Raw genomic sequence first — 24,259 nt, forward strand, 5'->3', positions numbered from 1 at the left:
CACACCATGAAGATCTGCGTTGCCGGTGCCGCCGGCGCCTTCGGCATGAAGCATCTGGACGCCGTCGCCGCCATCGACGGCATCGAGGTGGTGTCCGTGGTCGGCGGCGGGCCCGACGACATCGAGGGGTTCGCGAAGGACCGCGGCATTCCCCACGCCACCCGCGACCTGGAGGAGAGCCTGGCGCGCACGGACGTGGAGGCGGTGATCCTCGCCACGCCGACACCCCTGCACGCCGCCCAGGCCATCCGCTGCCTGGAAGCGGGCAAGCACGTGCTGGTCGAGATCCCCATGGCCGACACCGTCGCCGACGCCCGGCGCCTGGTGGAGGTGCAGAAGCGGACGGGGCTGGTGGCGATGGCCGGCCATGTCAGACGCTTCAACCCCAGCCACCAGTGGGTGCACAACAAGATCAGGGCGGGGGAGCTGACGATCCAGCAGATGGACGTGCAGACCTATTTCTTCCGCCGCACCAACATGAACGCGCTGGGCAAGCCGCGCACCTGGACCGACCATCTGCTGTGGCACCACGCCTGCCACACGGTGGACCTGTTCCAGTACCAGACCGGTCAGACCGCCTCGCAGGTGTTCGCGCTCCAGGGGCCGATGCATCCCGATCTGGGCATCGCCATGGACATGAGCATCGGCATGAAGGTGCCCTCAGGGGCGCTCTGCACCCTGTCGCTGTCGTTCAACAACAAGGGACCTCTCGGAGCGTACTTCCGCTACATCTGCGACAACGGCACCTATGTGGCGCGCTACGACGACCTGGAGGACGGGGAGGGCAACCGCATCGACCTGTCGGGCGTCGCCGTCTCCAACAACGGAATCGAGCTGATCGACCGGGAGTTCTTCAGCGCCATCCGGGACGGCCGCGAGCCCAACGCCTCCGTGGCGCGGTGCCTGCCCGCCATGGAGACGCTGCACCGCCTGGAGCAATGCCTGAACGCGGATGGCTGACATGGGCACGATGCCGCAACGCCGCCTGGGGCCCTTCACCGTTTCGGCGATCGGGCTCGGCTGCATGAACCTGTCGCACGCCTACGGCGTGCCGCCCGACCGGGCGACGGCGGTGCGCCTGCTGAACGAGGCGCTCGACCTCGGCTACACCCACCTGGACACCGCCTTCCTCTACGGCGGCGGCGCCAACGAGACGCTGGTGGGCGAGGCGGTGGGGCACCGGCGGGGCGAGTACCTGCTGGCCAGCAAGTGCGGCCTGGGCCCCGACGCCACGGGCAAGCGGACGATTGACGGCCGGCCGGAGGCCATCCGGCGGACCTGCGAGGAGGCGCTGCGGCGCCTGCGCACCGACGTCATCGACCTTTATTACCTGCACCGCCTCGACGCCGCGGTGCCGGTGGAGGACAGCGCCGGCGCCCTGGCCGGGCTGGTGGCGCAGGGCAAGATCCGCGGCTACGGCCTGTCGGAGGTGTCGGCCGCCACCCTGCGCCGGGCCCACGCGGTGCACCCCGTCGCCGCCGTGCAGTCCGAGTACGCGCTGTGGACGCGCAATCCGGAGATCGCCGTGCTCGACGCCTGCGCCGAGCTGGGGACCGGCTTCGTCGCCTTTTCGCCGCTGGGCCGCGGCTTCCTCGCCGGGGGATTGGGCGACGTAGCGACGCTGGCGCCGGGCGACATCCGGCGCGGCCTGCCGCGCTTCCGGCCCGACGCCTACGCCCGCAATCTGGCGCTGCTGGACGGCCTGGCGGCGGTGGCGCGCGAGGCGGGCTGCACGCCGGCGCAACTGGCGCTGGCGTGGACGCTGGCCAAGGCGCCCCACGTCGTGCCGATCCCCGGCACCACGCGCATCGACCACCTGCGCGAGAACGCCGGCGCCGCCACCCTGTCGCTCGACCCGGCCACGGTGGCGCGCCTGGAATCGCTGATCAACCGCGGGACCGTGGACGGCCCGCGCTACCCCGAATCCACTCTGGCGGAAATCGACACCGAGGATTTCGCCTGAGTCGACCCACGGCCGTCGCGATCACCGATCGCGCGTGACCGCACAACATCGTTGGGAGGAAACCGATATGCTCAGGAAGTTCACCGGTGCCGCGATCGTCTGCACCGTCGCCTACGGCGTCGCCGCTCCGGCCGCGGCGGCCGACGTGACGCTCCGCTTCTCCCACTTCTGGCCGGCGGTGTCGACCACCCACAAGGACCTGTTCCAGGTGTGGGCGGACAAGGTCAAGCAGGACTCCAACGGGCGGATCGCCGTCGACATCTACCCGTCCCAGACCCTGGCCAAGGCGCCGGCCCAGTACGAGGCGGTGAAGAGCCGCATCGCCGACATGGCGGCGACCGTCCAGGGCTACACCGCCAACCGCTTCCCGCTGACCCAGGTGGTGGAACTGCCGGGCGTGGTGGACAACGCCGCCCACGGCTCGTGCATCATCCAGTCCCTGTACGAGGAGGGCCTGATCGCCGACGAGTACAAGGACACCCGGCCGCTGTTCATGTTCACCCACGGCCCCGGGCACCTGCACACCACGTCCAAGGCGATCACCTCGCCCGACGACCTGGCCGGCCTGCGCATCCGCCGCCCGACCGCCGTCGTCGCCAAGATCCTGGAAGAGGTCAAGGCCCAGCCCGTGGGCATGCCGGCGCCGGAATCCTACCAGGCCATGCAGCGCGGCACCATCGACGGCGTCTCCCTGCCGTGGGAGGGCGCGCACGCCTTCCGCCTGAACGAGCTGGCCAAGCACCACACCGAGGTCGGCCTGTACACCCTGTCGTTCATCGTCACCATGAACAAGGAGCTGTACGAGGGCCTGCCGGCCGACCTGAAGAAGGTCATCGACGACAACTCCGGCAAGGCGTGGACGACGCTGGCCGCCAAGGTGTTCGACGATTTGGACACCGAGGGCCGCGCCGCCGCCGTCAAAGCCGGCCATCAGATCGTCACCATCGAGGGCGGGGCGAAGAACCCGGCCTGGCAGCCGGTGGTCGAGCGCGCCACCGAAGCCTATCTGGCCGAGGTCGAGGGCCAGGGCCTGCCGGCCCGCAAGGTCTACGCCCGGGCGCTGGAACTGGCGCAGACCTGCCGCTGAGCCCACCCCTCCGGGAGAGGAGATCCTCGGTGAAGCTACTGGCGGATGCGGCCTTCCGCGTGGCGCAGGCGATGTACCACATCGCCGGCGTCCTCCTGATCCTCATGATGCTGATCGTCCTTGCCGACGTGGTGAGCCGGAGCGTCTTCGGCTTCACCCGCGGGTCGGTGGATTTCACCTTCCTCGGCGGCATCGAGCTGGTCAACTTCACGCTGCTGTTTACCATCCTGTTCACGCTGCCCTACGCCGTCAGCAAGGGCCAGGTCATCGTCGACCTGTTCACGAACAACCTGAGCGAACGCGTGAAGGGGGTGCTGGCCGGCATCTACACCCTGGGCTTCGGCCTGCTGGGGATCGGCATGACCACCCGCTTCGTCGAGGCGGCGCAGCGGGTGGCGCTCACCGGCGAGTCCACCCAGGATCTCCTCATCCCGCTCACCTACATCTACGGCGCCACGGCCTTTGCGACCGGCGTGCTCGCCGTACGCGGTGTCCTGGTCGCCGTCCAGCAGATCTCGGAAAGCGTCAGGGCATCATGAGCGCTCCTCTTATCGGATATCTCTGCGTCGCCGGGATGCTGATCCTGATCGCGCTGCGCTGCCCGGTGGCCCTGGCCATGGCGGCGACCGGCTTCGTCGGGTTCGGCCTGATCGTCGCCTTCGCCCCGGCCCTGTCCATCCTCGACAGCGGTCCTTTCGAGACGCTGTCCAACTACAGCTTCAGCCCCATCCCCATGTTCATCCTCATGGGGGTGTTCGCCTCCAAGGCGCGCATGTCGACGGAGCTGTTCACCGGGGCCAAGACGCTGTTCGGCGGCTGGCGCGGCGGCATGGCGCTGGCCGCCATGAGTTCGTGCGGCGTGTTCTCCGCCATCTCCGGCTCGTCCCTGGCGACCGCCGCCAGCATGGCCCGGGTGGCCTTGCCGGAGATGAAGAAGAACGGCTACTCCGACGCGCTGGCCACCGGCACGCTGGCCGCCGGCGGGACGCTGGGCATCATGATCCCGCCGTCCATTGCGCTGCTGCTCTACGCCCTGGTGACCGAGCAGAGCGTCGGCGACATGTTCATCGCCGGCATCATCCCCGGCCTGCTCGGCCTCTTCCTCTACTGCGCCACCATCGCCGTGGTGGTGGCTCTGAAGCCCTCGCTGGCCCAGCCGGGCGAGCCGACCACCCTGCGCCAGAAGCTGGCCGGCCTGAAGGGGCTGGTGCCGTTCGGCGGCATCTTCGCCTTCATCATCGGCGGCATCTACGGCGGCTTCTTCACCCCGACCGAGGCGGCGGCCATCGGCGCCTTCGGCGCCTTCCTGGTGGCGCTGTTCCGCGGCATGACCTTCCAGCAGTTCGGCGAGGCGGTCGAAGAGACGCTGATGCTGTCGGCCATGATCTTCTTCATGATCATCGGCGCGGAGATCTTCGGCTATTTCCTGTCGGTGTCGCGCATCTCGTTCTCGCTGGTGGAGTTCGTGCAGAGCCTGAACCTGGCGCCGCTGGCGGTGCTGCTGTGCATCCTCGTGCTCTACGCGCTGCTGGGCTGCGTGATGGACAGCATCGCCATGCTGCTGCTGACCGTGCCGGTGGTCTACCCGCTGGCCCAGGCGGCGGGCTTCGACCCCGTGTGGTTCGGCATCGTCACGGTGATCGCGGTGGAGATGGGGCTGATCACCCCGCCCGTGGGCATGAACGTCTTCGTCATCAAGTCGGTGGCGCCGGACGTGCCGATCAGCGCCATCTTCCGCGGGGTCACGCCCTTCATCCTGTCGGACGTGGTGCGCCTGACCCTGCTGATCCTCTTCCCCGGCCTGGCCCTGGCCCTGCTGTAGCGATCGGGAGACCGCCGACATGAGCACCTACGAATGGCGTCCGGACATGAGCGTGGGCGTGCCCGACATCGACGCGGAGCACCGCGAGCTGTTCCGGCTGCTGCACACGCTGGAGCAGGCGGACGTGGCGGAGAACGTGCTGTCCGACATCATCGCCCGGCTGGAGCATTACGCCCGCGACCACTTCGCCCACGAGGAGGAGCTGATGCGGCGCACCGGCTACCCCGGCTATGAGGAGCACGTGCAGCGCCACCGCCTGTTCGTGGAATGGCTGAACGCGGTGAAGATGTCGTACGAGCGGTCCGTGGAATCCTCGTTCGAGATCGGCGAGACGGTCAACGCCTTCCTCGGGCGCTGGCTGGACGAGCACGTGCGCACCGAGGACATGCGCTACCGCGACCACATCGCGCAGATGCGGGCGAACAAGGCGTGACCCTGCCGGCTTCGACCCGCTGGGCGGTGGTGCTGACGGCGCTGGCCGGCGGCATCGTCGCCGCCCTGCACCTGGGCAAGGTGCCGCCGGCCCTGACGCCGCTGCGCGCCGAACTGGGCATCGGTCTGGTGGACGCGGGGTTCGTCGTGTCCACCTTCAACCTGCTGGGCATGCTGCTGGCGCTGGCGGTGGGTGCCGCGGCCGACGGGCTGGGCCGGCGGCGGCTGATCCTTGCCGGTTTCCTGCTGCTGGCGGCGGGCGGTGCCGGCGGTGCCTTCAGCCACGGGCTGGCGGGCATGCTGGCCAGCCGCTTCGTCGAGGGCATCGGTTTCATCGCCGTGGTCGTGGCCTTGCCGGCGGTGGTGCTGGCGGCGGCGGCCGAGCGCGACCGCGCCTTCGCCCTGTCCCTGTGGAGCGTCTTCATGCCCACGGGCATGGCGCTGGGCCTGGTGATCGCCCCGCTGTTGCTGGACGCGGCGGGCTGGCGCGGCCTGTGGCTGGCGGTGGCCGGCCTGGCCCTGGCGGCGCTGGTGGCGGTGGACCGGGCGGTCGCCGCCGTCGCCCTGCCGCAGCGCCCGGCCGGCACGCCGGTGCGGGTGGTGGCGGAGACGCTGGTCCGCCCCGGCCTGCTGCTGCTGGGCTTTGCCTTCGGCGCCTACGCGTTCCAGTGGGTGTCGCTCATGGTGTGGCTGCCGACCTTCCTGTCCGCCGATGTGGGCGCCACCCCCGCGGCGGCGGCGCTGATGACGGCGCTGGTCATCGCCGTCAACATCCCCGGCAACCTGTTCGGCGGCTGGAACCTGCGCCGCGGCGTGGCCGCCCGCCGGCTGGTCGCCGCCGGCTCGGCCGGCATGGCCCTGGCCGCCCTGGGCATCTTCAGCCACGCCCTGCCGGATGCGGCGCGATTCGCCCTGTGCCTGGTGTTCTCCTTCACCGCCGGCATGATCCCCACCTGCCTGTTCGCCGGCGCCCCCGCCCACGCCCCGTCGCCCGGCCACATGGGTGCCGCCAACGGCATGCTGATGCAGGGCTCCGCCATCGGCCAGTTCATCGGCCCGCCGGTCATCGCCGCCGCCGTCGCCCTGGCCGGCGGCGACTGGGGCGGCGCCCGCTGGCCCCTGCTGGCCGCCGCCGCCCTGACCGTGGCCTCCGGCCTCGCCGCCACCCGCCCGCGCCGCCCGGGGGCCGCACCGCGGACGGCGTGAGGGCCTGCCGAGACTTGTCGTCCCAAGCAGTGACATAGCAGAAACTTGCGTGCTTTCCGAATAAATGCCAGACTTCAGAGTCTGCAAACGCCCGGATTGCGCGCCTGGATACTCCAGATTGGATCAAAGTACACAAGTATGTATTGGAATGGCGCGGCCGGCGTTGCCGACATCGCAAGCGAATATTTCAATGGGGAAAGCGATGACGTCAGCCGGTTCGGCGCGTGCCGGGGCGTCGCTCAACGAGCGGCCGCCCAACATCCTGGTCATCATGGTGGACGAGCAACGGGCGCCCATGCCCTATGAGTCGGCCGATCTCGCGGCGTTTCGCGACACCTACCTGACCGCCCAGAAGGGGCTGGCGCAAGGGGGGACGAGCTTCGGGCGCCATTACGCCGCCTCCATGGCCTGCGCGCCCGGCCGGGCGTGCCTGTACACCGGGCATTACCCGTCGCTGCACGGGGTCAGCCAGACCGACGGCGCGGCCAAGGCGGCGTACGATCCGGACATGCACTGGCTCCATCCCCGCACCGTGCCGACCATCGGGCACTATTTCCGGGCCGCCGGCTACCGTACCTTCTGGCGCGGCAAGTGGCACGTGTCGGACGAGAACCTGACGGTGCCCGGCACCCACACCCCGGTCGACACGTTCGACGCGGACGGCAACCGCCTGCCGGAGGCGGAGCGCTATTATCAGAGCGCCAACCCGCTCGGCCCCTTCGGCTTCGACGGCTGGATCGGGCCGGAGCCGCACGGCGCCGATCCCCTCAACAGCGGCGCCTCGGCCGGCGGCGGCCGGCGCGGCCGTGATGCCGGCTTCGCCGAACAGATCATTGAACTGCTGGACGGCCTCGACGGCGACGGAGCGGCCGCTCCCTGGTTCGTCATGGCGTCGTTCGTCAACCCGCACGACATCGCGCTGTGGGGGTTCTTCGCCCGCCTCGGTGCGGCGGCGGGGACGTACGACTTCACCGTCGGCGACCACGTTCCCGGGGACCTGTTCGATGCCGCGTTCGCCGACTCCGCCGACGAGACGCTGGAAGGCCGAAAGCCGAGCGTGCAGGAAAGCTATCGCACCTCCTACCGCAAGTTCATGCAGCCGAGCATCGTCACCGACGATTACTTCCGGCTCTACTATCAGCTTCACGAGGACGTCGACGGGGAGATCGCCAGGGTGCTCGCCCGGCTGGACGCGTCGCCGCAGCGCGACGACACCATCGTCGTCTTCACCTCCGACCATGGCGATCTGCTGGGCTCCCACGGCGGCCTGTTCCAGAAATGGTACACCATGTACGAGGAGGCCCTGCGCGTCCCGCTGGTGGTCCGCAGCGAAGGCCGCGTTCCCGCCGGCCGCACCCTGTCGCTGCCGACCAGCCATGTGGACATCCTGCCCACCCTGCTGGGGCTCGCCGGTCTCGACGCCGAGAGCCTGCGCGCCACCCTGGCACCCGACTTCACGGACGCGCAGCCGCTCGTCGGGCGGGACCTGTCGCCGCTGATCTTCGGCACGGCGACCGAGGAGTCCCTGGCGGGCCCGATCTACTACATGTCGGACGACGATCCCTCGAAGGGTCTGGACCAGGCCAACATCATCGGCATCGACTACGCGTCGGTGATCGAGCCGGGCAGCGTCGAGGCGGTGGTGGCGGAGGTCGACGGGCGGTTGTGGAAGTACGGTCGCTATTTCGAGAACCCGCAGGACTGGACCTCGCCGGGCCAGCCCGTCGCCGACGGCGTGCGCAACGTGATCGACCGCAACATGGAGCGCGAAACCGACCGGGCGGGCACCCGGGATGTCACCTACCGGCGCACCACCACCGTCGCCCCCGCCCCCGACGAATACGAGATGTACGACCTCACCAACGACCCGCTGGAACTGGAGAACCTGGCCGGCACCGGCCATCCCATGGAGGAGCGCCTGCGCACCCTGCTGCGGGAGCAGTGCATGGCCAAGCGCCTGACCCCCTCGCTGGGGACCGTGCCGGGACAGCCGGCGTGCCCCGCCGCCGAGGTCACCGCGCCGGCACGGCGAGGCGTCCGGCGATGAAGCGGTGTTCCTGCGTCAGGCCGCCGAAGCCGTAGGCGGCCGCCGGGACCTCGTGGATCAGGACGTAGCTTTCGTGGTGTACGCCGCCCGCCAGCCGGCCCATGGCGGCGTACACCGCGTCCATGTAGGCGGCCAGTTCGGGCTTGGTGTTGGTGCCGTCCACCACCTTGATGTCCAGCCAGAAGGTGTGCGTTCCCTGGTCCGCCAGGGACCGGCCGCCGGCGAACCAGTGGGCGGGGTCGACGTAGTGGATGGCCACGGCGGTGACCGCCGGGTCCTTGCGCAGGTGTTCCTGCGTCAGGGCCGTCATCTCCCCGGCGATGCGGGCGGACAGCGCGGCGTCGGGGGGTGCGGTCAGCGCGACGGTGATGATGGGCATGGAAGCCTCCCTCGTGATCGACGGCTTCACCCTGCCGCGCTTGATGGCACAAAAAAATCGAATAATATGGAACGGTCAATTCGATGCGACCGAACCATGGACCACCTGGACCCCGATCTCCTGAAGACGTTCCTGGCCTTCGTCGACGGCGGCACGCTGAACCGGGCGGCGGCGGCGGTCGGACGGTCGCCGTCGGCGGTCACCGCCCAGATGCAGCGGCTGGAGGAGATCGTCGGGGAGCCGCTGCTGCTGCCGGCCGGCCGCGGGCGGGTGCTGACCGACGCGGGGCAGGAGCTGGCCGGCCACGCCCGCCGCATCCTGGAGATGCACCGGGCGGCGCTGATGAGCCTGCGCGGCGGCCGCGCCGGTGGCACCCTGACGGTCGCCGCCACCCAGGACGTGGCCGAGCACGGGCTGCCGCCTCTGCTGCGCCTGTTCGCCCGCACCCACGCGCGGGTGCGCCTGCACCTGCGCGTCGGGCGCACGGCCGACCTGACGGCGGCGTTCGAGGCCGGCGGCATCGACGTGATGGTGGCCATGCGCCTGAAGCCGGCCCCCGACGAGGTGGGCCTGATCCGCGAGCCCATGGTGTGGCTGACGTCCGCCGACGGCCCGGTCCGGCACGACGGGGCGGTGCCGCTGGCCCTGCTCGACCCGCCCTGCGGCTTCCGCGACGCCGCCCTGGCCGCCCTGGAGCGCGCCGGGCGCCGCTACCGCATCGCCGCCACCAGCCAGAGCCTGTCGGGCCTGCGCGCCGCGGTGGGTGCGGGCATCGCCGTGACCCTGCGCACCGCCCGCTGGTGCGGGGCCGGCATCGCCGCCGCCCCGCCCGGCGCCGACCTGCCGGAGGCGGGGGAGGCGGTGTTCGCCATCCGCGTGCGCGCCGGTGCCGGTGCCGCCGCCGGGGATCTCGGCCTGCTGCTGGCGGAGGGGCTGCGCCCGGACGCCCCGGCCGCACCATACCCTGTTCATGGTATGGCCGCGGCCGGCACCACCCCCTTATAGTCGGGTGTCGGGCGAGCGGAGGGGCCGGTGGAGCAGGGCATCACGGTGATCCTGGTGGAGGACGACGCGCCGACCCGCGACTTCCTGGCGGCGGCCCTGGCGGGCGGCGAGGGGATCGCCCTGCTGGCGGCGGCGGGAACGCTGGCGGAGGCGCGCGCGGCCCTGGAGCGCGCCCGGCCGTCGGTGCTGGTCACCGACCTGAAGCTGCCGGACGGCCACGGCACCGACCTGATCCGCGAGGTGCGCCGGCGCCATCCCGAAACGGAGATCATGGTCATCTCGGTGCTGGGCGACGAGGTGACGGTGATGGAGGCGGTGCGCGCCGGCGCGTCGGGCTACATCCTGAAGGACGCGCGGCCCATCGACCTGATCACCGCCGTGCGCGACCTGATGGAGGGGCGCTCGCCCATCTCCGCCGCCATCGCCCGCCACATCATCCGCCGGGTGCACGCCGCCCCGGCGGAGGCCGCCCCGGAGGCCCCGGCCGCGGCGCCGCCGCTGCTGACGTCGCGCGAGATGGACATCCTCTGGGGCATCGCCAAGGGCTTCACCTACAACGATCTGGCCGACCGGCTGGGCATCAGCCGGCAGACCGTGCCCAGCCACATCAAGAACATCTACCGCAAGCTGGAGGTCAATTCGCGCAGCGAGGCGGTCTTCGCCGCCGTGGAGATGAAGCTGATCAAGCTGTCGGAGTGACGCCATGGCCGTACGCGTGCCGCCGGCGTGGCGGCTGGCCGTCCTCTACGCCCTGCTGGTGCTGGCGGGGGTGGCGGTGGCCGCGTCCTCCGGGCGGCCGGTGGTGCCCGACGCGGCCCTGGCCGTCGACCGTGCGCTCTACACCGACCTGGCGGCCCTCGACGCGCCGGTGCCGGCGGACCCCGGCCGCCCGGTCGGGCTGCCCCACCGCTGCGAACCGCCGGACGGGCAGGTGTCCTGCACCGGCCTCTACCGCCTGACCTTCGACCGCCGGCCGGACGAGGCGGCGGAGCCGTGGGCGGTGTACGTCCCGACCTTCGGGTCGCGGCTGATCGTGTCGGTCAACGGCTACCGGCTGGCCGACAGCCGTCCGGTGCGCACGGGGGCCCTCGTCAACCAGGCCGGCCCGTTCCTGGTGACGATTCCGCCGCCGGTGCTGCGTGCGGGTGAGAACGCGCTCGATCTCCGGATGGAGGGCTGGTCGCGCACCGCCGGCCACATCGACCGCGTCTTCGTCGGACCGGACGCCGCCGTGCGCCCGGCCTACCGCGCGCGCGAGGCGCTGCTGGTCACCCTGCCGCGCCTGCTGATCGCCTGGCAGGCGGCGCTCGCCCTGTCGCTGCTGATCGTCTGGCTGGGCCGCCGCGAGGAGTGGACGCACCTGACCATGGGCATCATCCTGGGGCTGGGCGTGCTGCACGGCTTGCCGCTGTTCCTGGCGGGGGCGAACTGGCCGGACTGGCTGCTGCGGGCGGCCAACCTGACGGGGCTGTGGCAGGCGACGCTGCTGCCGGGGCTGATGGCCAGCCTGGTGGGGCGTCCCCGGCCGCTGCCCCTGCGGTGGGCGGTGGTGGTGCCGGGGGTGGTCAGCGCCGCTTTCGCGGCGGTGGCCGCCGACCCCGGGTTGTTCCAGCCCTGGTTCCGCTGGCTGTGGCTGCTGGGCGCCATGCCCTGGGCGCTGGCCATGGCGATCGTGTCGGCGGGCATCGTCATCAACGCCGCCTTCCGGCGCAACCACGCGGCGGCGCGCATCATCTGCGGCGGGTTGCTGGCGATCATGCCGCTGATGGGCCATGACGCCCTGGTCTTTCTCGGCGTCCTGGCGGACCAGCGCCCCTACCTCAGCCGCTTCGCCGCGCCCTTCCTGCTGACGGTCATCAGCGCCACCCTGATGTGGCGGTTCGCCATGGCGCTGAACGAGGTCAGCCGCTTCAACGCCAAGCTGCGCCGCGAGGTGGCGGCGGCGGAGGAGGCCCTGCGCGCCAGCTTCGCCCGCGAACAGGCGCAGATCCGCGCCACCGCGCTGGAGAGCGAACGGCTGCGCCTGACCCGCGACCTGCACGATGGGCTGGCCGGGCAGCTCGTCTCCATGGTGGCGCAGTGCGAACTGCGGGGGCCGGAGTACCGGGAGGTGGCGCTGGCCGCCCGCCGCGCCCTGGACGACCTGCGCCTGGTGGTGGCGTCCCTGGACGACGTGGGCAACGACCTGGCCATGATGCTGGCCCTGTTCCGCGAACGCATCGGCCCGCAGCTCCAGGCCCAGGGGATGGAGCTGCACTGGCGCATGGCCCCCCTGCCCGACGTGGAGGGGCTGCGCTCGGAGCACGCGCTGGCCCTGTTCCGCCTGTTGCAGGAGGCGGTCACCAACGCCGTGCGCCATTCCGGCTGCCGCGAGGTGACCATCGCCATGGCGCCGGCCCCGGCGGAACGGCCGGGGCGCGCCGTGCGCATCGTCGTCGCCGACCGCGGCCGCGGCGGCTTCGCCGAACGCCCGGGCGGCCGGGGCATCGCCAACATGCGCCGCCGCGCCGCCGTTCTCGGCGCCGACCTGGGCGTGGAGTCGGGGGAGGGCGGCACGCGCATCACCATCGACCTGCCGCACGCCCTGCCGGACCTGGCCCCCGCCGGCGACGGGGCGGAAAGCCTGCGGACGGCGTGAGCGGCCGGAGGCTTTCCCGTGCGTGCGTGTCATACGGCCGGAAAATGATCACTTCCATCATTTTCCGGCCGTGAAACCCGGCAGATCAATGCCCGGGCATTGATCGAGAGGGTTGATACCAACGGCACCCTTCAGGTGCCGTTGGTATCATTCCCGGCGGCGCAGGATCATGCCGCCGTGATGGAGCACGCCGTCGATGAACGTCCCGTCGGCGGTGAAGCCCGTGTCGTCCCAATAGTCGATGTGATCTCCGCGGACCTCGTAGCGCCCCCGGTAGGCGCTTTCGCGGTCCCCGCGGGCCTCGTCGTAGCGGCCGTTCGGCAGCAGGTTGTGCCGGACGTGGCCGTCGTCGGTGACCCACATCCCCACATAGGGGTGGTCCTGACGTGCGGCGGCGGGATCGTTCATGGCGGCGGGGCCTTCCGTCGGGATGATGAGCGCGGCGCCGACGGCAATGGCCAGCGCAAGGTGTCGGACGGGGGTCATGGCGAAGGGCTCTCCGTTGCGGACGGGGCGGTCCGGCGCTCGGCGAACAGTTCCGAGAGCGCCTGGGAGGCGGAAATGGCCCGCGAGAAGCCCGATGGCACGGTGATCATGTAGACGATCTCCTTCAGCTCCTCCTCGGACACGCCGATGTTGAGGGCGTAGCCGGCGTGGACCTTCATGAACGCGGTCTGCCCGGTGGCGGCAAAGGCGGCGACCGCGGCAAGCTGCCGCGTCCGGCTGTCGAGGCCCGGCCGCGACCAGACGTCGCCCAGCGCGTACGCCCCGGTCGCGTCGGCAAGGAAGGGAAACTCCTGCCGCATGCGCTCCAGCGTCGGCTGGGGCTGTCCGTGGTTGAGGCTGCGGATCACGGCCTCGCCGCGGCCGAGCCGCTCCTCGGTCGTGTCGGCAACGGCCGGCGCGGCGGTCGCGGCGGCCAGGGGTGCGGCCAGCAGCAGGGCTGCGGCGGCACGGCGCAGGGGGGTGTGCAGGGGGATGTGCAGGGTTCCGGTCACGCCGGCCTCCTCAGGTGGCAGCGGTGGGGCGGACGACGATCTCGTTCACGTCGACGTCGTCGGGCTGTTCGATGGCGAAGCGCACGGCGCGGGCGATGGCGTCCGGTTTGAGCGCGACGGCGCGGTAGGTCTTCATCGCCTCGGCGGCGACCGGGTCGGTGATGGTGTTCGCCAGGTCGCTTTCCACCACGCCGGGGTGGATGCAGGTGACGCGCAGGTTCCTGTGCTCCTGCCGCAGCCCGTCGGAGATCGCGCGCACGGCGAACTTGGTGGCGCAATAGACGGCGGCGGTCGGCGACACGGCCAGCGCTCCGATCGAGGCGATGTTGATGATGTGGCCGGACCCGCGCGCCGTCATCTCCGGCAGGACGGCGGCGATGCCGTAGAGCACGCCCTTGATGTTCACGTCGATCATCCGCTCCCACTCCTCGACCTTCATCGAGGCCATGAGCGACAGCGGCATCACCCCGGCGTTGTTGACGATGGCGTCGACGCGCCCCCGGGCGGCACGGGCGGCGTCGGCGAAGGCGGCGACGCTCCTGCGATCGGTCACGTCGAGCGGGTGCACGAGCGCCGTCCCGCCGGCCCGGTTCAGCTCCCCGGCGAGCGCCTCCAGATGCTCGACGCGCCGGGCGCCCAGCACCACCGTCGCGCCGGCCGCCGCCAGCTCCCGGGCGATGCCGGCGCCGATGCCGCCGGAGGCGCCGGTGATGAGAATGGTTTTGTCGATGGTCATGATCCGGTCCTCTGTGGTGACGCCACGCGATGGCGTCTCCGGAAGATGGCCGGTTGGCATTGTTCCGATAAGACGATGACCGATTACCGGTTTGGCAACATGTGCTAAACAATCGCGGAGGGGCGGTGCCGCGGTCCGCTCATGGACGCCGGTGGCGCGTGGCGCGCCACACCGACCGGAGCAGCGCGACGGCCCCGCCGGCTGCCGCCAACAGCACCCCGAGGGCGGCGAGAAGCAGCCCGAAGGCGAAGGCCGGCGGCATTTCGCCCGGCAACCGGCCCTCGTCGTCCAGCATCTCGACCGGGAAGACCAGGACGCTGCCGGCAATTGCCAGTCCGGCGAGGATCAGAATCCCACAGAACGCGGTGAAAACCCGGCGAAATCGGTTGGTGCGTTTCAGGTGCGCGGTCGCGGTCATGGCGATGCCTCCGGCTGCCGGCGCCCCCCGGATGGCGGAGAGCGGTGTCGATCACGGTGTCTGCACCCGTCCCGTATTTGTCAAATCCCGGATTGACGGTCACGGTGGAGCCCGGCTATCCGGGACATCGGGGGTTGCCGATGGAACCTGATCTCAACGCGCTGGCCGTGTTCGTCCTGGTGGCCGAGGAGCGGAGTTTCCGCGCGGCGGCCGACCGGTTGGGGGTGACCCGGTCCGCCGTCAGCCAGACGGTGCGCCGGCTGGAGGAGGGCATGGGCATCGCGCTGGTCCTGCGCACCACGCGCAGCGTCAGCCTGACCGAGGCCGGCGAACGGCTGTTCGCCGAGATCGCGCCGGCCGTCGCCGACATGCGCGCGGCGGTCGACCGGACCGAGGCGCTGAAGGGGCGTCCGCGCGGCCGGCTGCGGCTCGCCGTGTCGTCGATCGCCGACCGGTTCCTTGCCGGCCCGTTTCTCGCGGCCTTCGCCGGCAAGCATCCCGAGGTGGACCTGGACATCACCGTGACCGACGACACGTTCGACATCGTGGCGGAGGGCTACGACGCGGGCGTGCGCCTGGGTGAGGTGATCGAGCAGGACATGATCGCCGTACCCGTGGCGGGGGACGAGCGGCAACTGGCGGTCTGCGCACCGTCCTATCGCGACCGTTTCGGGGTGCCGTCGCACCCGGCGGACCTGGCGTCCCACGCCTGCATCGGCTGGCGCCCGGCGCCGGGGGTGGCCCCGTACCGCTGGGAATTCGCCGAGAACGGCAAGGAGTTCAGCGTTGCCGTGGCCCCGCGCTTCACCACCAACGACATGGCCCTGATGATCAAGCTGGCCATCGCCGGCGCCGGCATCACCTTCGGTATGGAGGAGAGCTTTCGCCCGGCCATCGCCCGGGGGGACCTGGTGCCGATCCTGGAGGAGTTCTGCCCGTTCTTCGCCGGCTTCTATCTCTACTACCCCGGGCGCAGGAACCTCGCGCCGAAGCTGCGCGCCCTGATCGAGCACCTGCAACAGCACCGGGCGTCGCCCGGGGGCGTGGTGACGCCGGCCCGGCCGGCGTAGGCATACCGCGCAACCCGTACGCTGTGCCGGGATCGGTCCATCCCGCGATCCACACTCCGGTCGGTCATGTCAGCCGGTTCGCCGTCGGCCGTGACGGGTTGCGGCGGGAACATCCTCGGTCGGTTCGGCGGGTTTGCGGCCGTTCCCGGCGGTCGCGCTCCGGCTTGCGGCGCCGGCCGGCCGACGGCTGCACCGCGGCCCGTTCCCGGTTGAGCGCGAGCAGGCGCCGTCGCCGAGGTGGGCGACGGCCTCTGCAAGGTTGGTGATGCCTCAAGCCGAAGGACCTTCGAGAGGTCCGGTACGGTTCGGTTCAGTACGCCACCCGGTCGCCGCCCTTGAGCTTCAGGATGTCGCGGGCTTCCGCGGGCGTGGCGGTCGACAGGCCCAGCCCTTCGATGATGCCCCGCACCTTGACCACCTGCTCGGCGTTGGTCCTGGCCAGTTGTCCGGGACCGAGCCAGATCGAATCCTCCAGGCCGACGCGCACGTTGCCGCCCATCGCCGCGGCCTGGGCGGCGATGCGCATCTGGCTGGCGCCCGCCCCCAGCACCGACCATGAGTATTGGTCGCCGAACAGCCGGTCCGCGGTGCGCTTCATGTGGAGCACGTCTTCCGGATGTGACCCGATCCCACCCAGGATACCGAACACGCTCTGCACGAAGAAGGGAGGATGGATGATCTTGCGGTCAGCGAAATGAGCAAGGGTATAGAGGTGGCCGATATCGTAGCATTCGACCTCGAAGCGCGTCCCGTTCTCGGCGCAGGTCGTCAGAATATATTCGATGTCGGCAAAGGTGTTCCTGAAGACGCGGTCCCGTGAGCCTTCGAGATAGGGCCGCTCCCAATCGTGCCTGAACTCCTTGAAGCGGGTGAGCATCGGGTAAAGCCCGAAATTCATCGACCCCATGTTGAGCGACGCGACCTCCGGCTTGAAGGTCGCGACCGGTCTCAGGCGCTCTTCGGCGGTCATGGTGGCGGCGCCGCCCGTGGTGATGTTCACCACGCAGTCCGACCGCTGTTTGATCACCCGGAGGATCGGCTCGAACGCTTCCGGCGACTGGTCGGGCAGCCCGTTCTCCGGATTGCGCGCGTGCAGGTGGACGATCGCCGCGCCGGCCTCCGCAGCACCGATCGCGGCGTCCGCAATCTCCGCGGCGGTGATCGGAAGATGCGGCGACATGGACGGCGTGTGGATCGACCCGGTCACCGCGCAGGTGATGATCACTTTCCCAGAGGTCATGGTTCGACTCCTTCCCGACGGCCGTTCAGGCGGTCCTCGCACCCGCGGTGGAAATGTCGGCATAGGCTTTCATGGCCGCCTGGCGCATGAACCCCTGGTCCGACGAGACGATGAAGGTCGTCGCCCCCATCTCGTGGAACCGGCGCGCATCCTCTGCGGTGGCGACCATCACCGCCACCGGTTTCCTCACCCTCCCGGCTGCGGCGATGATGGCTTCGCAGGCCCCGATGATCCCGGGTGCGTCCATGGCGGGCGCCTCCAGCGCCACCGTGAGGTCGCCGCGCCCGATGAAGACCCCGTCGAGACCGTCGGTATCCAGGATGGCATCGATCTCATCCAACGCCTCCGGATCCTCGATCATCGCGATGAAGGTGACCGCTGCGTCCTGAGCCTCGACATGGGGCCACATGCCGACGGCGCCGAAATCGCCGGCGCGGGTCGTGTTGGAAAAGCCGCGCCGCCCGCCGCGGAAACGGCAGGCCCGGGCGATCTCTCCGGCCTTCGCGGCCGAGTTGACATGCGGAACCAGGACGCCGGCGGCACCGTCGTCGAGAACGGCCAGGATCCTGGCGGCGGTTGGTTCCGCCACGCGCACGATGCCGGCAGTCCCGGACGCCCGCGCGGCCAGCAGGGCGCGGTCGATGGCGACACGGTCCCACGGCGCATGTTCCTCGTCGATGACGACGAACTCGAAACCGATTTGGCCGAGTATCTCGACGGGATGCGTCGCGGGGGTCTTGATGAAGGTCCCGATGAGCGTCTCGCCCGCGATGAAACGTTTGCGGAAGCCCGTCGGGGCGGGTGTGGTCGACATGGTTCATCCTTTCCCGCGCGCAGGGCGCGGGCATCGTGAAACCGGAAAATCAGGGGGTGACGGCCACCATGGCCTTCCCCGGCCTTGCCGGACGACGGCACGCCCCCGCCCGGCAGCGCGTTGACGCGCGCGTCGTAGCCGACATCGGCCGATCCGTGCGACGGTGACGACGCTAACGCTGGGCGCCCATCACATCCAGGACCGCCCCGGTGACAAGCGACGCCTTGTTCGAAAGCAGCCAGACGATGGCTTCCGCCACCTCCTCCGGCAGACCGGCCCGCCCGAGGGGGGTCTGGGCGGCGAATTCCCTCACCCTGTCCGCCTGACCGGCCTTGGCATGGATCGGGGTATCGACCATGCCGGGGCGGATGGCGTTGACACGAATGCCGTCACGCGCGACCTCGACCGCCAGACCCTTTGTCATCGTGTCAACGGCGGCCTTCGACCCCGCATAGTGGATGAAACGGCCGGGCGAACCGGTCAGTGCGCCGATCGACGATACATTGACGATGCTGCCACCTTTTCCGCCGTGCTTCGTCGACATCCGCTTGATCGCCTCACGACAGGCGATCAGCACGCCGACCGTGTTGACCGCGAGAATGTCCATCGTCTCCCGGAACTCATACGTCTCGGCGGTGCGGTGCTTCGGCCCGTTGATGCCCGCGTTGTTGACGAGTCCGGTCGGGGGACCGAACGCCCGGTCGGTCTCGTCGAACATCCGAAGAATGTCGGCTTCCGATCCCATGTCGGCTGCAACGGCAATGGCCCTGCCGCCGGCCGCCTCGACGCCGGCGACCACATCCTCCGCCAGGTTCTTCGAACTCTTGTAGTTCACGACGACGCACGCGCCGGCGGCGCCGAGCAGACGCGCGGTCGCGGCACCGATGCCGCTGCTCGCGCCCGTTACGATTACAACGTCCTGCATGAGTCCTCTGCATCTTCAATTCGGGTTGGAGCGCGCGGGGGCTTGCCCGTACGGTTCACACGGCGGTGTGCCATGCTCTGCCAAAGGCGCGGGTGTCCATTCAGTCTTCATCGAGCACCGGGTTGGTCGGCGGCGTACCGCCCTCGAACCACGGTTCGAACCGTCGATAGGTGACCTTCCATCCCTCGTCGGTGTTCACCAGGCGATCCGTCATGTAGGCGATCTGGATCGGCGGATGCGTCGGCAGAACGGGTTTCCCGTCGGCGGCATACAGCATCAGGACCCAGTGGCAGAGAGCCTTGTCGGGGCCTCCGTCGAACATGGCCCGGAAATTCTGGACCGAATGCACGACCGTCCGATCCCCGCGGTCCTCCCGCCATTTGTAGAAGGCGCGGATCTTCTCGCGACCTTCATAGGCGGCCGCAGACCCCACGAAGAGTCCGTCGTCGGTGTAGTAGTCCGGGGCGTTTCGGCCCCAGTTGGTGTCGACATCATGCCAGTAGTCGATCAACAACGCATGGAGCGTTTGCGTCAGTGCAAGTCGGTTATCGTCAACACGCATCCTATTCTCCTGTTTCTTTTGTCTGTGACGGGTGGCCGGTGCGGTGTGCGCCGACGCGACCCCGGGGTGCGGTTTGAAGGGATGATGAACCGGTGCGCCGACCGGTCTGAGGCACCGGCCCGACGCCGGATCGCCTAGTCCTCTTCCTGCAACTGTTGCCGTTTCCGGGCGATCGACGGAGACAGCGCAGAGCCGACGACGATAACCGCCGCCGTGAGGAGGGCGAGCGTCAGCGGCGCGCCCAGGAACACCCCGATGTCCCCGCCGCTCAGGATGAGGCCGCGGCGAAGGTTGTCTTCCAGCATGCCGCCGAGCACCAGCCCAAGCAGCAACGGCGCCGGCTCGAACCTCAGCTTGTGCAGTCCATAGCCGATAATTCCGAAGATACCGACCAGCAGCACGTCGAACGGCTGCGAATTGATCGAGTAGATGCCGACACAGCAGATCAGCACGATCATCGGAAACAGATGACGGTAGGGCACCTTGAGGAACTTCACCCAGATGCCGATCAGAGGCAGGTTGATGATCACCAGCATGAGATTGCCGATCCACATCGAGGTGATCATGCCCCAGAAGAGGTCGGGATGCTGGCTGATCACCCGCGGCCCCGGAATGACGCCGTGCAACGTCATCGCCCCTCCGACCAGCGCCATGGTCGCCGTCGACGGCAGGCCAAGGGTGAGAAGCGGGATGAAGGTCGTCTGGGCGGCGGCGTTGTTCGCGGATTCGGGGCCCGCCACACCCTGGATGGCGCCCCTGCCGAACTCTTCTGGACGTCGGGCGACCCACTTCTCCATAGCGTAGGACACGAACGAGGAGAGGGTTGCGCCATTTCCGGGAATGATGCCGATTACGGAACCGAGCAGCGACCCGCGGGTGATGGCGCCCGCGGATTTCCGCATGTCTTCTCGGGTCGGCAGCAAGCCCCCGACCGCGTCGCGGACGAACGGCCGCCCCTCGGGGCTATCGAGATTGCGCAGGATCTCGGCGATGCCGAACAGGCCCATGGCGACGATGGCGACGTCGAAGCCATCGTAAAGCACGTCGCTGCCGAAGGTCAGGCGCGGCTCGCCGGTGACCGGGTTCGCGCCGACCAGCGCCATGATCACGCCGATGATCAGCATGCAAAATGCTTTGAGAAGGGAGCCGCCGGCAACCACGATGGCAAGGCTCAGACCCAGCACCATCAAGGCGAAATAGTCGCCGGCGGTAAAGCTGAGCGCCATCTTCGAGAGCGGAATGGCGAGAGTCGCGATGACGAGCGTAGCGAAGGTTCCCGCAATGAACGACCCGATCGCGGCGATGCCGAGCGCCTTGCCGGCCTTCCCCTGACGCGCCATCGCATGGCCATCCAGTGCCGTCACGACCGAGGAGGATTCCCCCGGCATGTTCACGAGGATCGCGGTGGTCGAACCACCATACTGTGAGCCGTAGTAGATGCCCGCGAGCATGATGAGCGCACCGGCCGGCTCGGAATTGTAGGTAAGCGGCATCAGAATGGCGATGGTCGCCAGGGGACCGATTCCCGGCAGCACGCCGATCAGGGTGCCCACGAGGCAGCCGACCAGACACAGCAGGATGTTCTGGACCGACAGCACCACGGAAAAGCCGAGGAGCAGATGATCGAAAAGGTCAGTCACGTCGGTTGCCCCCCACTCCCGGCAAAGCGACGTGGAGAGTTGCGGCGAGCGCCCCATAGGCGAGGTAGACGCCCCTCATCGCCACATCGAGGCCGAACGATGAGGAAACGGTGTCCTGTATGAGTTTGGGAAAGACCGGGATCGTCACGCTAAGAATATCACAGAACACAAGCAGGACCATCGCGGTCAACCCGAATGACATCGGCAGGAGTTCTCGCACGCGCATCTCGGGTGTGGCGCAACCGGCAATGAACACGGTGAGCGGCCCGACGACCATGAGGCCAAGCTGCGGCGTCGAGACGAGGCCGAAATCTCCTCCGCGGACGAAAAAGCCGAACATCGCGATGGCGATCGCAAGAATGGCCACCGGCGCGACCGCAAACTCGACCCGCTCGGCCTCTTCGTCGCGTTGGATGAAGCCCAGGATCAGCACCACGCCGCCGGCGGCGGCCAGAATGATCGACAGGGCCGCCGGCATGGCGCCGGCCCCGAAGTCGGCGATCGTGCCGAGGTCAAGCGTGATCGCGCCACACCATACGAGACCGGCGATGAAGACCATGACCGCGCCGCCAATCACGTTGATGCGCGCATAGCACGGGACGGTGTCCTGGCGTCGTATATCCATTGGTTCGGACGTCATACTCGGATTCCATGTGGACGGAACGGATCCTGACCGGAACGCAATCCCCGGGCGTCCCCGGTCACGGGTCGACAATGGCGCCCGTCAATCGGCGGAACCGATCTCCTCGATCAGCGCCTTCCAGCCACTGATCTGCCGCGCTATGAAAGCCTGCATGACGTCAACGTCGTAGTCGCGCTGCTCGATCTCGAGATCGGCGTAGCGTGCCTTGACGTTCTCCGTCTTCAACGCCTGGCGGGTCTTGGTGTTGAGAAATTCGACGATGTCGGCCGGCGTTTTCCTCGGCACGAAAACCGCTGTCCAGGAGTCGATGACATAATCTTTCAGGCCCGCCTCTCTGGTCGTCTGCACCCAGGGCAGCGCCGAAGACTTGTCGGGCCCGGTCATCAGGATCGGCGTGACGCTCCCCGATCCGACGGTCTTTCCCGTGAAAGGGATTGCGGTGGAAATGTCCACAATGCTCGCCGAAGCGCGTCCGGCGATGACGTCGGTTATCGCTTCCATGCTGCCCTTGTAGGGCACGGGCCTCATCTTGAGACCCGTCCGCAGTTCGAGACCCTTGCGGGCAAGCTCGCCGACGGCGGTCCAGCCGGCATGGGTCAGTTTGCCATCATGTTCCTTGCCGTATTCGATCAGCTCCGCCAGGGTCCTGATCTTGAGATCATTGGCCACGACCAGGACATAGGGCGTATAGCCGAGCAGCGCCACGGGTTGCAGGTCGACGGACGGGTTGTAGTCGGCGGCCTTGTTGGTGAAGGGATTGATGGCGATCGTCGATGCTGCGCCGACCACCACGGTGTGGCCATCCGGATCGGCGGCGATGCCCCGCTTGGTGCCGGCCACGCCGGCGGAGCCCGCGACGTTCTCGACAACGACGCGCTGGTCGATCAGCGGGGCGATCGCTTCACCCCAGATCCGCGTCTGCGTGTCGGAGCCGCCTCCGGCGCCGAACGGGACGATGGCGGTGATCCGCTTGCTCGGAAACGTCGCGGCCAGGGCTTCGCCGGGCCGGACGCCGGACAGGGCCACGGCGGCCGTGCCGGCAAGGCCGTGCAGGACGGACCTGCGGTTCAGGCGGGTTTCCGGATTCAGCGTGTCCATTGGTGTTCCTCCCTGGTGATTGCGTAACAGGCGCCGTCTGCCGCGGCGTATGAGCGTGCCGAAATCGGAAGAGCTCCGGCCCGTAGATGCGCTGTCGGACTGTACTACGGCGGTATTAGAACAAATCGCGCTGTGTCCCCCAATCGTCCTCACGCTTGTTTTCGGACAATGAAACCTTTGCAGGCGGGTCGGGAAGCGACGGCCGGCTGCCGGCGTCGGGCCACTGCCGCGCACTCGCGAAACACACCGAAAGGCGGCAAGCCGCCTCGGTCACGGTGGGGAACGAGATCGTGCTCGGGGCGGTGCGCCGGCTTTGCCGGCGCGGGGTCCGCCATCGGGGCCCGAAGCATGGAATGGCCGAGCGCGGCGTCTTCGCCGATCACTCACGGCCCTGACGAACCGGAAGACCGAGGCAAAGGTCCCGAAGAGAAAGAAAGCACCGGCAGGGGAGGGGCCAGGACGACGCGGTGGAGGCCGACCACGGCAAGCCGAAGCCGTTGACCCGGCCGGTGCCGGGCTTCAGAACGCAGAAGACCGTTTATGTGACGACCAAGGGGTGCGCGGTGGCGCGGGCACCGCGCCAAGGTGAGGCATCCGGCGTCACCATGGCCGGTGACAGGCGCGACGGGACATGCCTCGTCAAACGCGCCAACAGGAAGATCGTGCAGCAGATCCGGAATGACAGGCGGAGCGACGCTGCGCTGCGACCGAGCGCCGCTTCCGTGCCTTCCCTATCAGCGCAGGCGCGGGTTCCGGAGCATGGCGGCAAACCGGCGGCCGTTATGGACATAGTGGTCGGCCAGCGCATGAAGGTCCGCCTGCGCCGCCGCCTCCAGCGTGCGCACCACTTTTCCGGGAGAGCCGATCACCATCGAATTGTCGGGGATCGTTTTGCCCTCGGTCACCAGCGCATTGGCGCCGATGATGCAATTGCGGCCGATCACCGCGCCGTTGAGAATCGTCGCCCCCATTCCGACCACCGAGCCCGCACCGACCGTGCAGCCATGAAGGATCGCGCGATGGCCGACGGTGCAGCGATCGCCCACCGTCAAGGGAAAGCCGGGATCGGTGTGGAGCATGCAACCGTCCTGGATGTTGCTGGCGACCCCGATGTCGATCCGGTCGTTGTCGCCGCGCAGCACGGCACCGAACCACACACTGCTGTCACCTTGCAGCCGGACGTTGCCGATCACCATCGCGTCCGGTGCGATCCAGGCGATGTCGTCGGCGATGTCGGGGCTCAGGTCGTCAAGATCATAGATCATCGGTTTTCTCTCGGCTTGAACGTTGCGGTGACATCACCGGGGTGGCCGTCCGCCGCGGCCGCGCACACTCCGAGGCGCAAAGACCGGCCGAGGGCGGCGCATCCCGGGGTTTCGGTCGCGAACCCGGCAGCCCGGGGCGAGGCGGTTCGACAGGCCTCGCCCATCGCCGGCTCGCCCCCGTGCCGCACCACCCCGGCCGCGGCCCCGGCACGCCGGGAGGCGAGCTTGCTGCCCATCCCGCCTGCGCAAGGCCGTTGCGTGAGGCGTCGCG

At 69.2% G+C, this 24,259-nt stretch carries 25 protein-coding genes and 1 pseudogene; 13 read left to right on the forward strand and 13 right to left on the reverse strand.

Annotation, left to right across the window (positions count from 1 at the left end; translation table 11 throughout):
* Positions 1-6 precede the first annotated feature (6 nt).
* The 8 genes from G472_RS0119220 to G472_RS34335 all read left to right on the forward strand — a co-directional run bounded on the left by G472_RS0119220 (position 7) and on the right by G472_RS34335 (position 8,557).
* A complete protein-coding gene (locus G472_RS0119220; RefSeq protein ID WP_029009673.1) occupies positions 7-960 on the forward strand; it encodes a Gfo/Idh/MocA family oxidoreductase in 954 nt (317 codons plus the stop codon).
* A gap of 1 nt (position 961) precedes the next feature.
* A complete protein-coding gene (locus G472_RS0119225) occupies positions 962-1,963 on the forward strand; it encodes an aldo/keto reductase (protein ID WP_245593529.1) in 1,002 nt (333 codons plus the stop codon).
* Positions 1,964-2,030: 67 nt separating this feature from the next.
* Complete coding sequence (locus G472_RS0119230) at positions 2,031-3,050, forward strand: TRAP transporter substrate-binding protein (protein WP_029009675.1); 1,020 nt, start codon at positions 2,031-2,033, stop codon at positions 3,048-3,050.
* Between the two features lie 29 nt (positions 3,051-3,079).
* Entirely contained in the window at positions 3,080-3,589 is a 510-nt protein-coding gene (locus tag G472_RS34325) for a TRAP transporter small permease (protein ID WP_211100216.1), read from the forward strand.
* A complete protein-coding gene (locus tag G472_RS0119240) occupies positions 3,586-4,872 on the forward strand; it encodes a TRAP transporter large permease (RefSeq protein ID WP_029009676.1) in 1,287 nt (428 codons plus the stop codon). Before G472_RS34325 ends, G472_RS0119240 begins: the two co-directional genes overlap by 4 nt.
* Before the next feature lie 19 nt (positions 4,873-4,891).
* Entirely contained in the window at positions 4,892-5,305 is a 414-nt protein-coding gene (locus G472_RS0119245; protein ID WP_029009677.1) for a bacteriohemerythrin, read from the forward strand.
* Positions 5,302-6,510, forward strand: coding sequence for an MFS transporter (locus tag G472_RS34330; RefSeq protein ID WP_051341030.1), 1,209 nt, complete (start codon positions 5,302-5,304; stop codon positions 6,508-6,510). The genes G472_RS0119245 and G472_RS34330 overlap by 4 nt, the downstream gene beginning before the upstream one ends.
* Before the next feature lie 202 nt (positions 6,511-6,712).
* Positions 6,713-8,557 (forward strand): sulfatase-like hydrolase/transferase, encoded by a 1,845-nt coding sequence (locus G472_RS34335; protein WP_211100217.1) that lies wholly within the window; start codon positions 6,713-6,715, stop codon positions 8,555-8,557.
* Here G472_RS34335 and G472_RS0119260 read toward each other — a convergent pair.
* Complete coding sequence (locus tag G472_RS0119260; RefSeq protein ID WP_029009678.1) at positions 8,523-8,936, reverse strand: tautomerase family protein; 414 nt, start codon at positions 8,934-8,936, stop codon at positions 8,523-8,525. The two genes, G472_RS34335 and G472_RS0119260, sit on opposite strands and share 35 nt — an antisense overlap.
* 96 nt (positions 8,937-9,032) lie before the next feature.
* On the opposite strand from G472_RS0119260, the gene G472_RS34340 reads away from it, so the two are divergent.
* Genes G472_RS34340 through G472_RS0119275 form a run of 3 tightly spaced genes read left to right on the forward strand, consistent with a single transcriptional unit; the run spans position 9,033 to position 12,579 of the window.
* A complete protein-coding gene (locus G472_RS34340; RefSeq protein ID WP_051341032.1) occupies positions 9,033-9,941 on the forward strand; it encodes a LysR substrate-binding domain-containing protein in 909 nt (302 codons plus the stop codon).
* A 27-nt stretch (positions 9,942-9,968) separates the two neighbouring features.
* A complete protein-coding gene (locus tag G472_RS0119270; protein WP_029009679.1) occupies positions 9,969-10,640 on the forward strand; it encodes a response regulator transcription factor in 672 nt (223 codons plus the stop codon).
* 4 nt (positions 10,641-10,644) lie between these two features.
* The gene (locus G472_RS0119275; protein WP_029009680.1) at positions 10,645-12,579 is read left to right on the forward strand and encodes an ATP-binding protein; all 1,935 of its coding nucleotides are present in this window, start codon (positions 10,645-10,647) and stop codon (positions 12,577-12,579) included.
* Positions 12,580-12,726: 147 nt separating this feature from the next.
* Here G472_RS0119275 and G472_RS0119280 read toward each other — a convergent pair whose 3' ends face one another.
* The 4 genes from G472_RS0119280 to G472_RS0119295 all read right to left on the reverse strand — a co-directional run bounded on the left by G472_RS0119280 (position 12,727) and on the right by G472_RS0119295 (position 14,731).
* Positions 12,727-13,065: an Atu4866 domain-containing protein gene (locus tag G472_RS0119280; protein ID WP_029009681.1), complete on the reverse strand. Its 339-nt coding sequence runs from the start codon at positions 13,063-13,065 to the stop codon at positions 12,727-12,729.
* Positions 13,062-13,577, reverse strand: coding sequence for a carboxymuconolactone decarboxylase family protein (locus G472_RS0119285; protein WP_245593530.1), 516 nt, complete (start codon positions 13,575-13,577; stop codon positions 13,062-13,064). The genes G472_RS0119280 and G472_RS0119285 overlap by 4 nt, the downstream gene beginning before the upstream one ends.
* A gap of 10 nt (positions 13,578-13,587) precedes the next feature.
* Positions 13,588-14,313, reverse strand: coding sequence for an SDR family oxidoreductase (locus G472_RS0119290; protein ID WP_029009683.1), 726 nt, complete (start codon positions 14,311-14,313; stop codon positions 13,588-13,590).
* Positions 14,314-14,452: 139 nt separating this feature from the next.
* A complete protein-coding gene (locus G472_RS0119295) occupies positions 14,453-14,731 on the reverse strand; it encodes a hypothetical protein (RefSeq protein ID WP_029009684.1) in 279 nt (92 codons plus the stop codon).
* Positions 14,732-14,871: 140 nt separating this feature from the next.
* On the opposite strand from G472_RS0119295, the gene G472_RS0119300 reads away from it, so the two are divergent.
* Positions 14,872-15,801, forward strand: a complete 930-nt coding sequence (locus tag G472_RS0119300) for a LysR family transcriptional regulator (protein ID WP_029009685.1) — start codon at positions 14,872-14,874, stop codon at positions 15,799-15,801.
* Positions 15,802-16,111: 310 nt separating this feature from the next.
* Here G472_RS0119300 and kce read toward each other — a convergent pair whose 3' ends face one another.
* The 7 genes from kce to G472_RS0119335 form a co-directional block, all read right to left on the reverse strand.
* Positions 16,112-17,041 carry a 3,5-dioxohexanoate:acetyl-CoA acetone transferase gene (gene kce / locus G472_RS0119305; RefSeq protein ID WP_029009686.1) on the reverse strand — a complete coding sequence of 310 codons (930 nt, stop codon included), beginning with the start codon at positions 17,039-17,041 and terminating at the stop codon, positions 16,112-16,114.
* 25 nt (positions 17,042-17,066) lie between these two features.
* Positions 17,067-17,855 carry an HpcH/HpaI aldolase family protein gene (locus tag G472_RS0119310; protein ID WP_029009687.1) on the reverse strand — a complete coding sequence of 263 codons (789 nt, stop codon included), beginning with the start codon at positions 17,853-17,855 and terminating at the stop codon, positions 17,067-17,069.
* A 172-nt stretch (positions 17,856-18,027) separates the two neighbouring features.
* Positions 18,028-18,780 (reverse strand): SDR family oxidoreductase, encoded by a 753-nt coding sequence (locus G472_RS0119315; RefSeq protein WP_029009688.1) that lies wholly within the window; start codon positions 18,778-18,780, stop codon positions 18,028-18,030.
* A gap of 100 nt (positions 18,781-18,880) precedes the next feature.
* The gene (locus G472_RS0119320; protein ID WP_035693073.1) at positions 18,881-19,342 is read right to left on the reverse strand and encodes a nuclear transport factor 2 family protein; all 462 of its coding nucleotides are present in this window, start codon (positions 19,340-19,342) and stop codon (positions 18,881-18,883) included.
* Positions 19,343-19,476: 134 nt separating this feature from the next.
* Positions 19,477-20,982 (reverse strand): tripartite tricarboxylate transporter permease, encoded by a 1,506-nt coding sequence (locus G472_RS0119325; RefSeq protein ID WP_029009690.1) that lies wholly within the window; start codon positions 20,980-20,982, stop codon positions 19,477-19,479.
* On the reverse strand, positions 20,975-21,622 hold the full coding sequence (locus G472_RS0119330) for a tripartite tricarboxylate transporter TctB family protein (RefSeq protein WP_029009691.1): 648 nt from the start codon (positions 21,620-21,622) through the stop codon (positions 20,975-20,977). The genes G472_RS0119325 and G472_RS0119330 overlap by 8 nt, the downstream gene beginning before the upstream one ends.
* Positions 21,623-21,706: 84 nt before the next feature.
* Complete coding sequence (locus tag G472_RS0119335; RefSeq protein WP_029009692.1) at positions 21,707-22,723, reverse strand: Bug family tripartite tricarboxylate transporter substrate binding protein; 1,017 nt, start codon at positions 22,721-22,723, stop codon at positions 21,707-21,709.
* Positions 22,724-23,160: 437 nt separating this feature from the next.
* Between G472_RS0119335 and G472_RS40270 the strand changes: the two are divergent.
* Positions 23,161-23,310, forward strand: a pseudogene (locus G472_RS40270) (transposase domain-containing protein); the annotation flags it as partial.
* Positions 23,311-23,457: 147 nt separating this feature from the next.
* Here G472_RS40270 and G472_RS0119340 read toward each other — a convergent pair.
* Entirely contained in the window at positions 23,458-23,988 is a 531-nt protein-coding gene (locus tag G472_RS0119340) for a gamma carbonic anhydrase family protein (RefSeq protein WP_029009693.1), read from the reverse strand.
* Positions 23,989-24,259: the final 271 nt, after the last annotated feature.

It is taken from the genome of Azospirillum halopraeferens DSM 3675 (assembly GCF_000429625.1).
Taxonomy (GTDB): domain Bacteria; phylum Pseudomonadota; class Alphaproteobacteria; order Azospirillales; family Azospirillaceae; genus Azospirillum; species Azospirillum halopraeferens.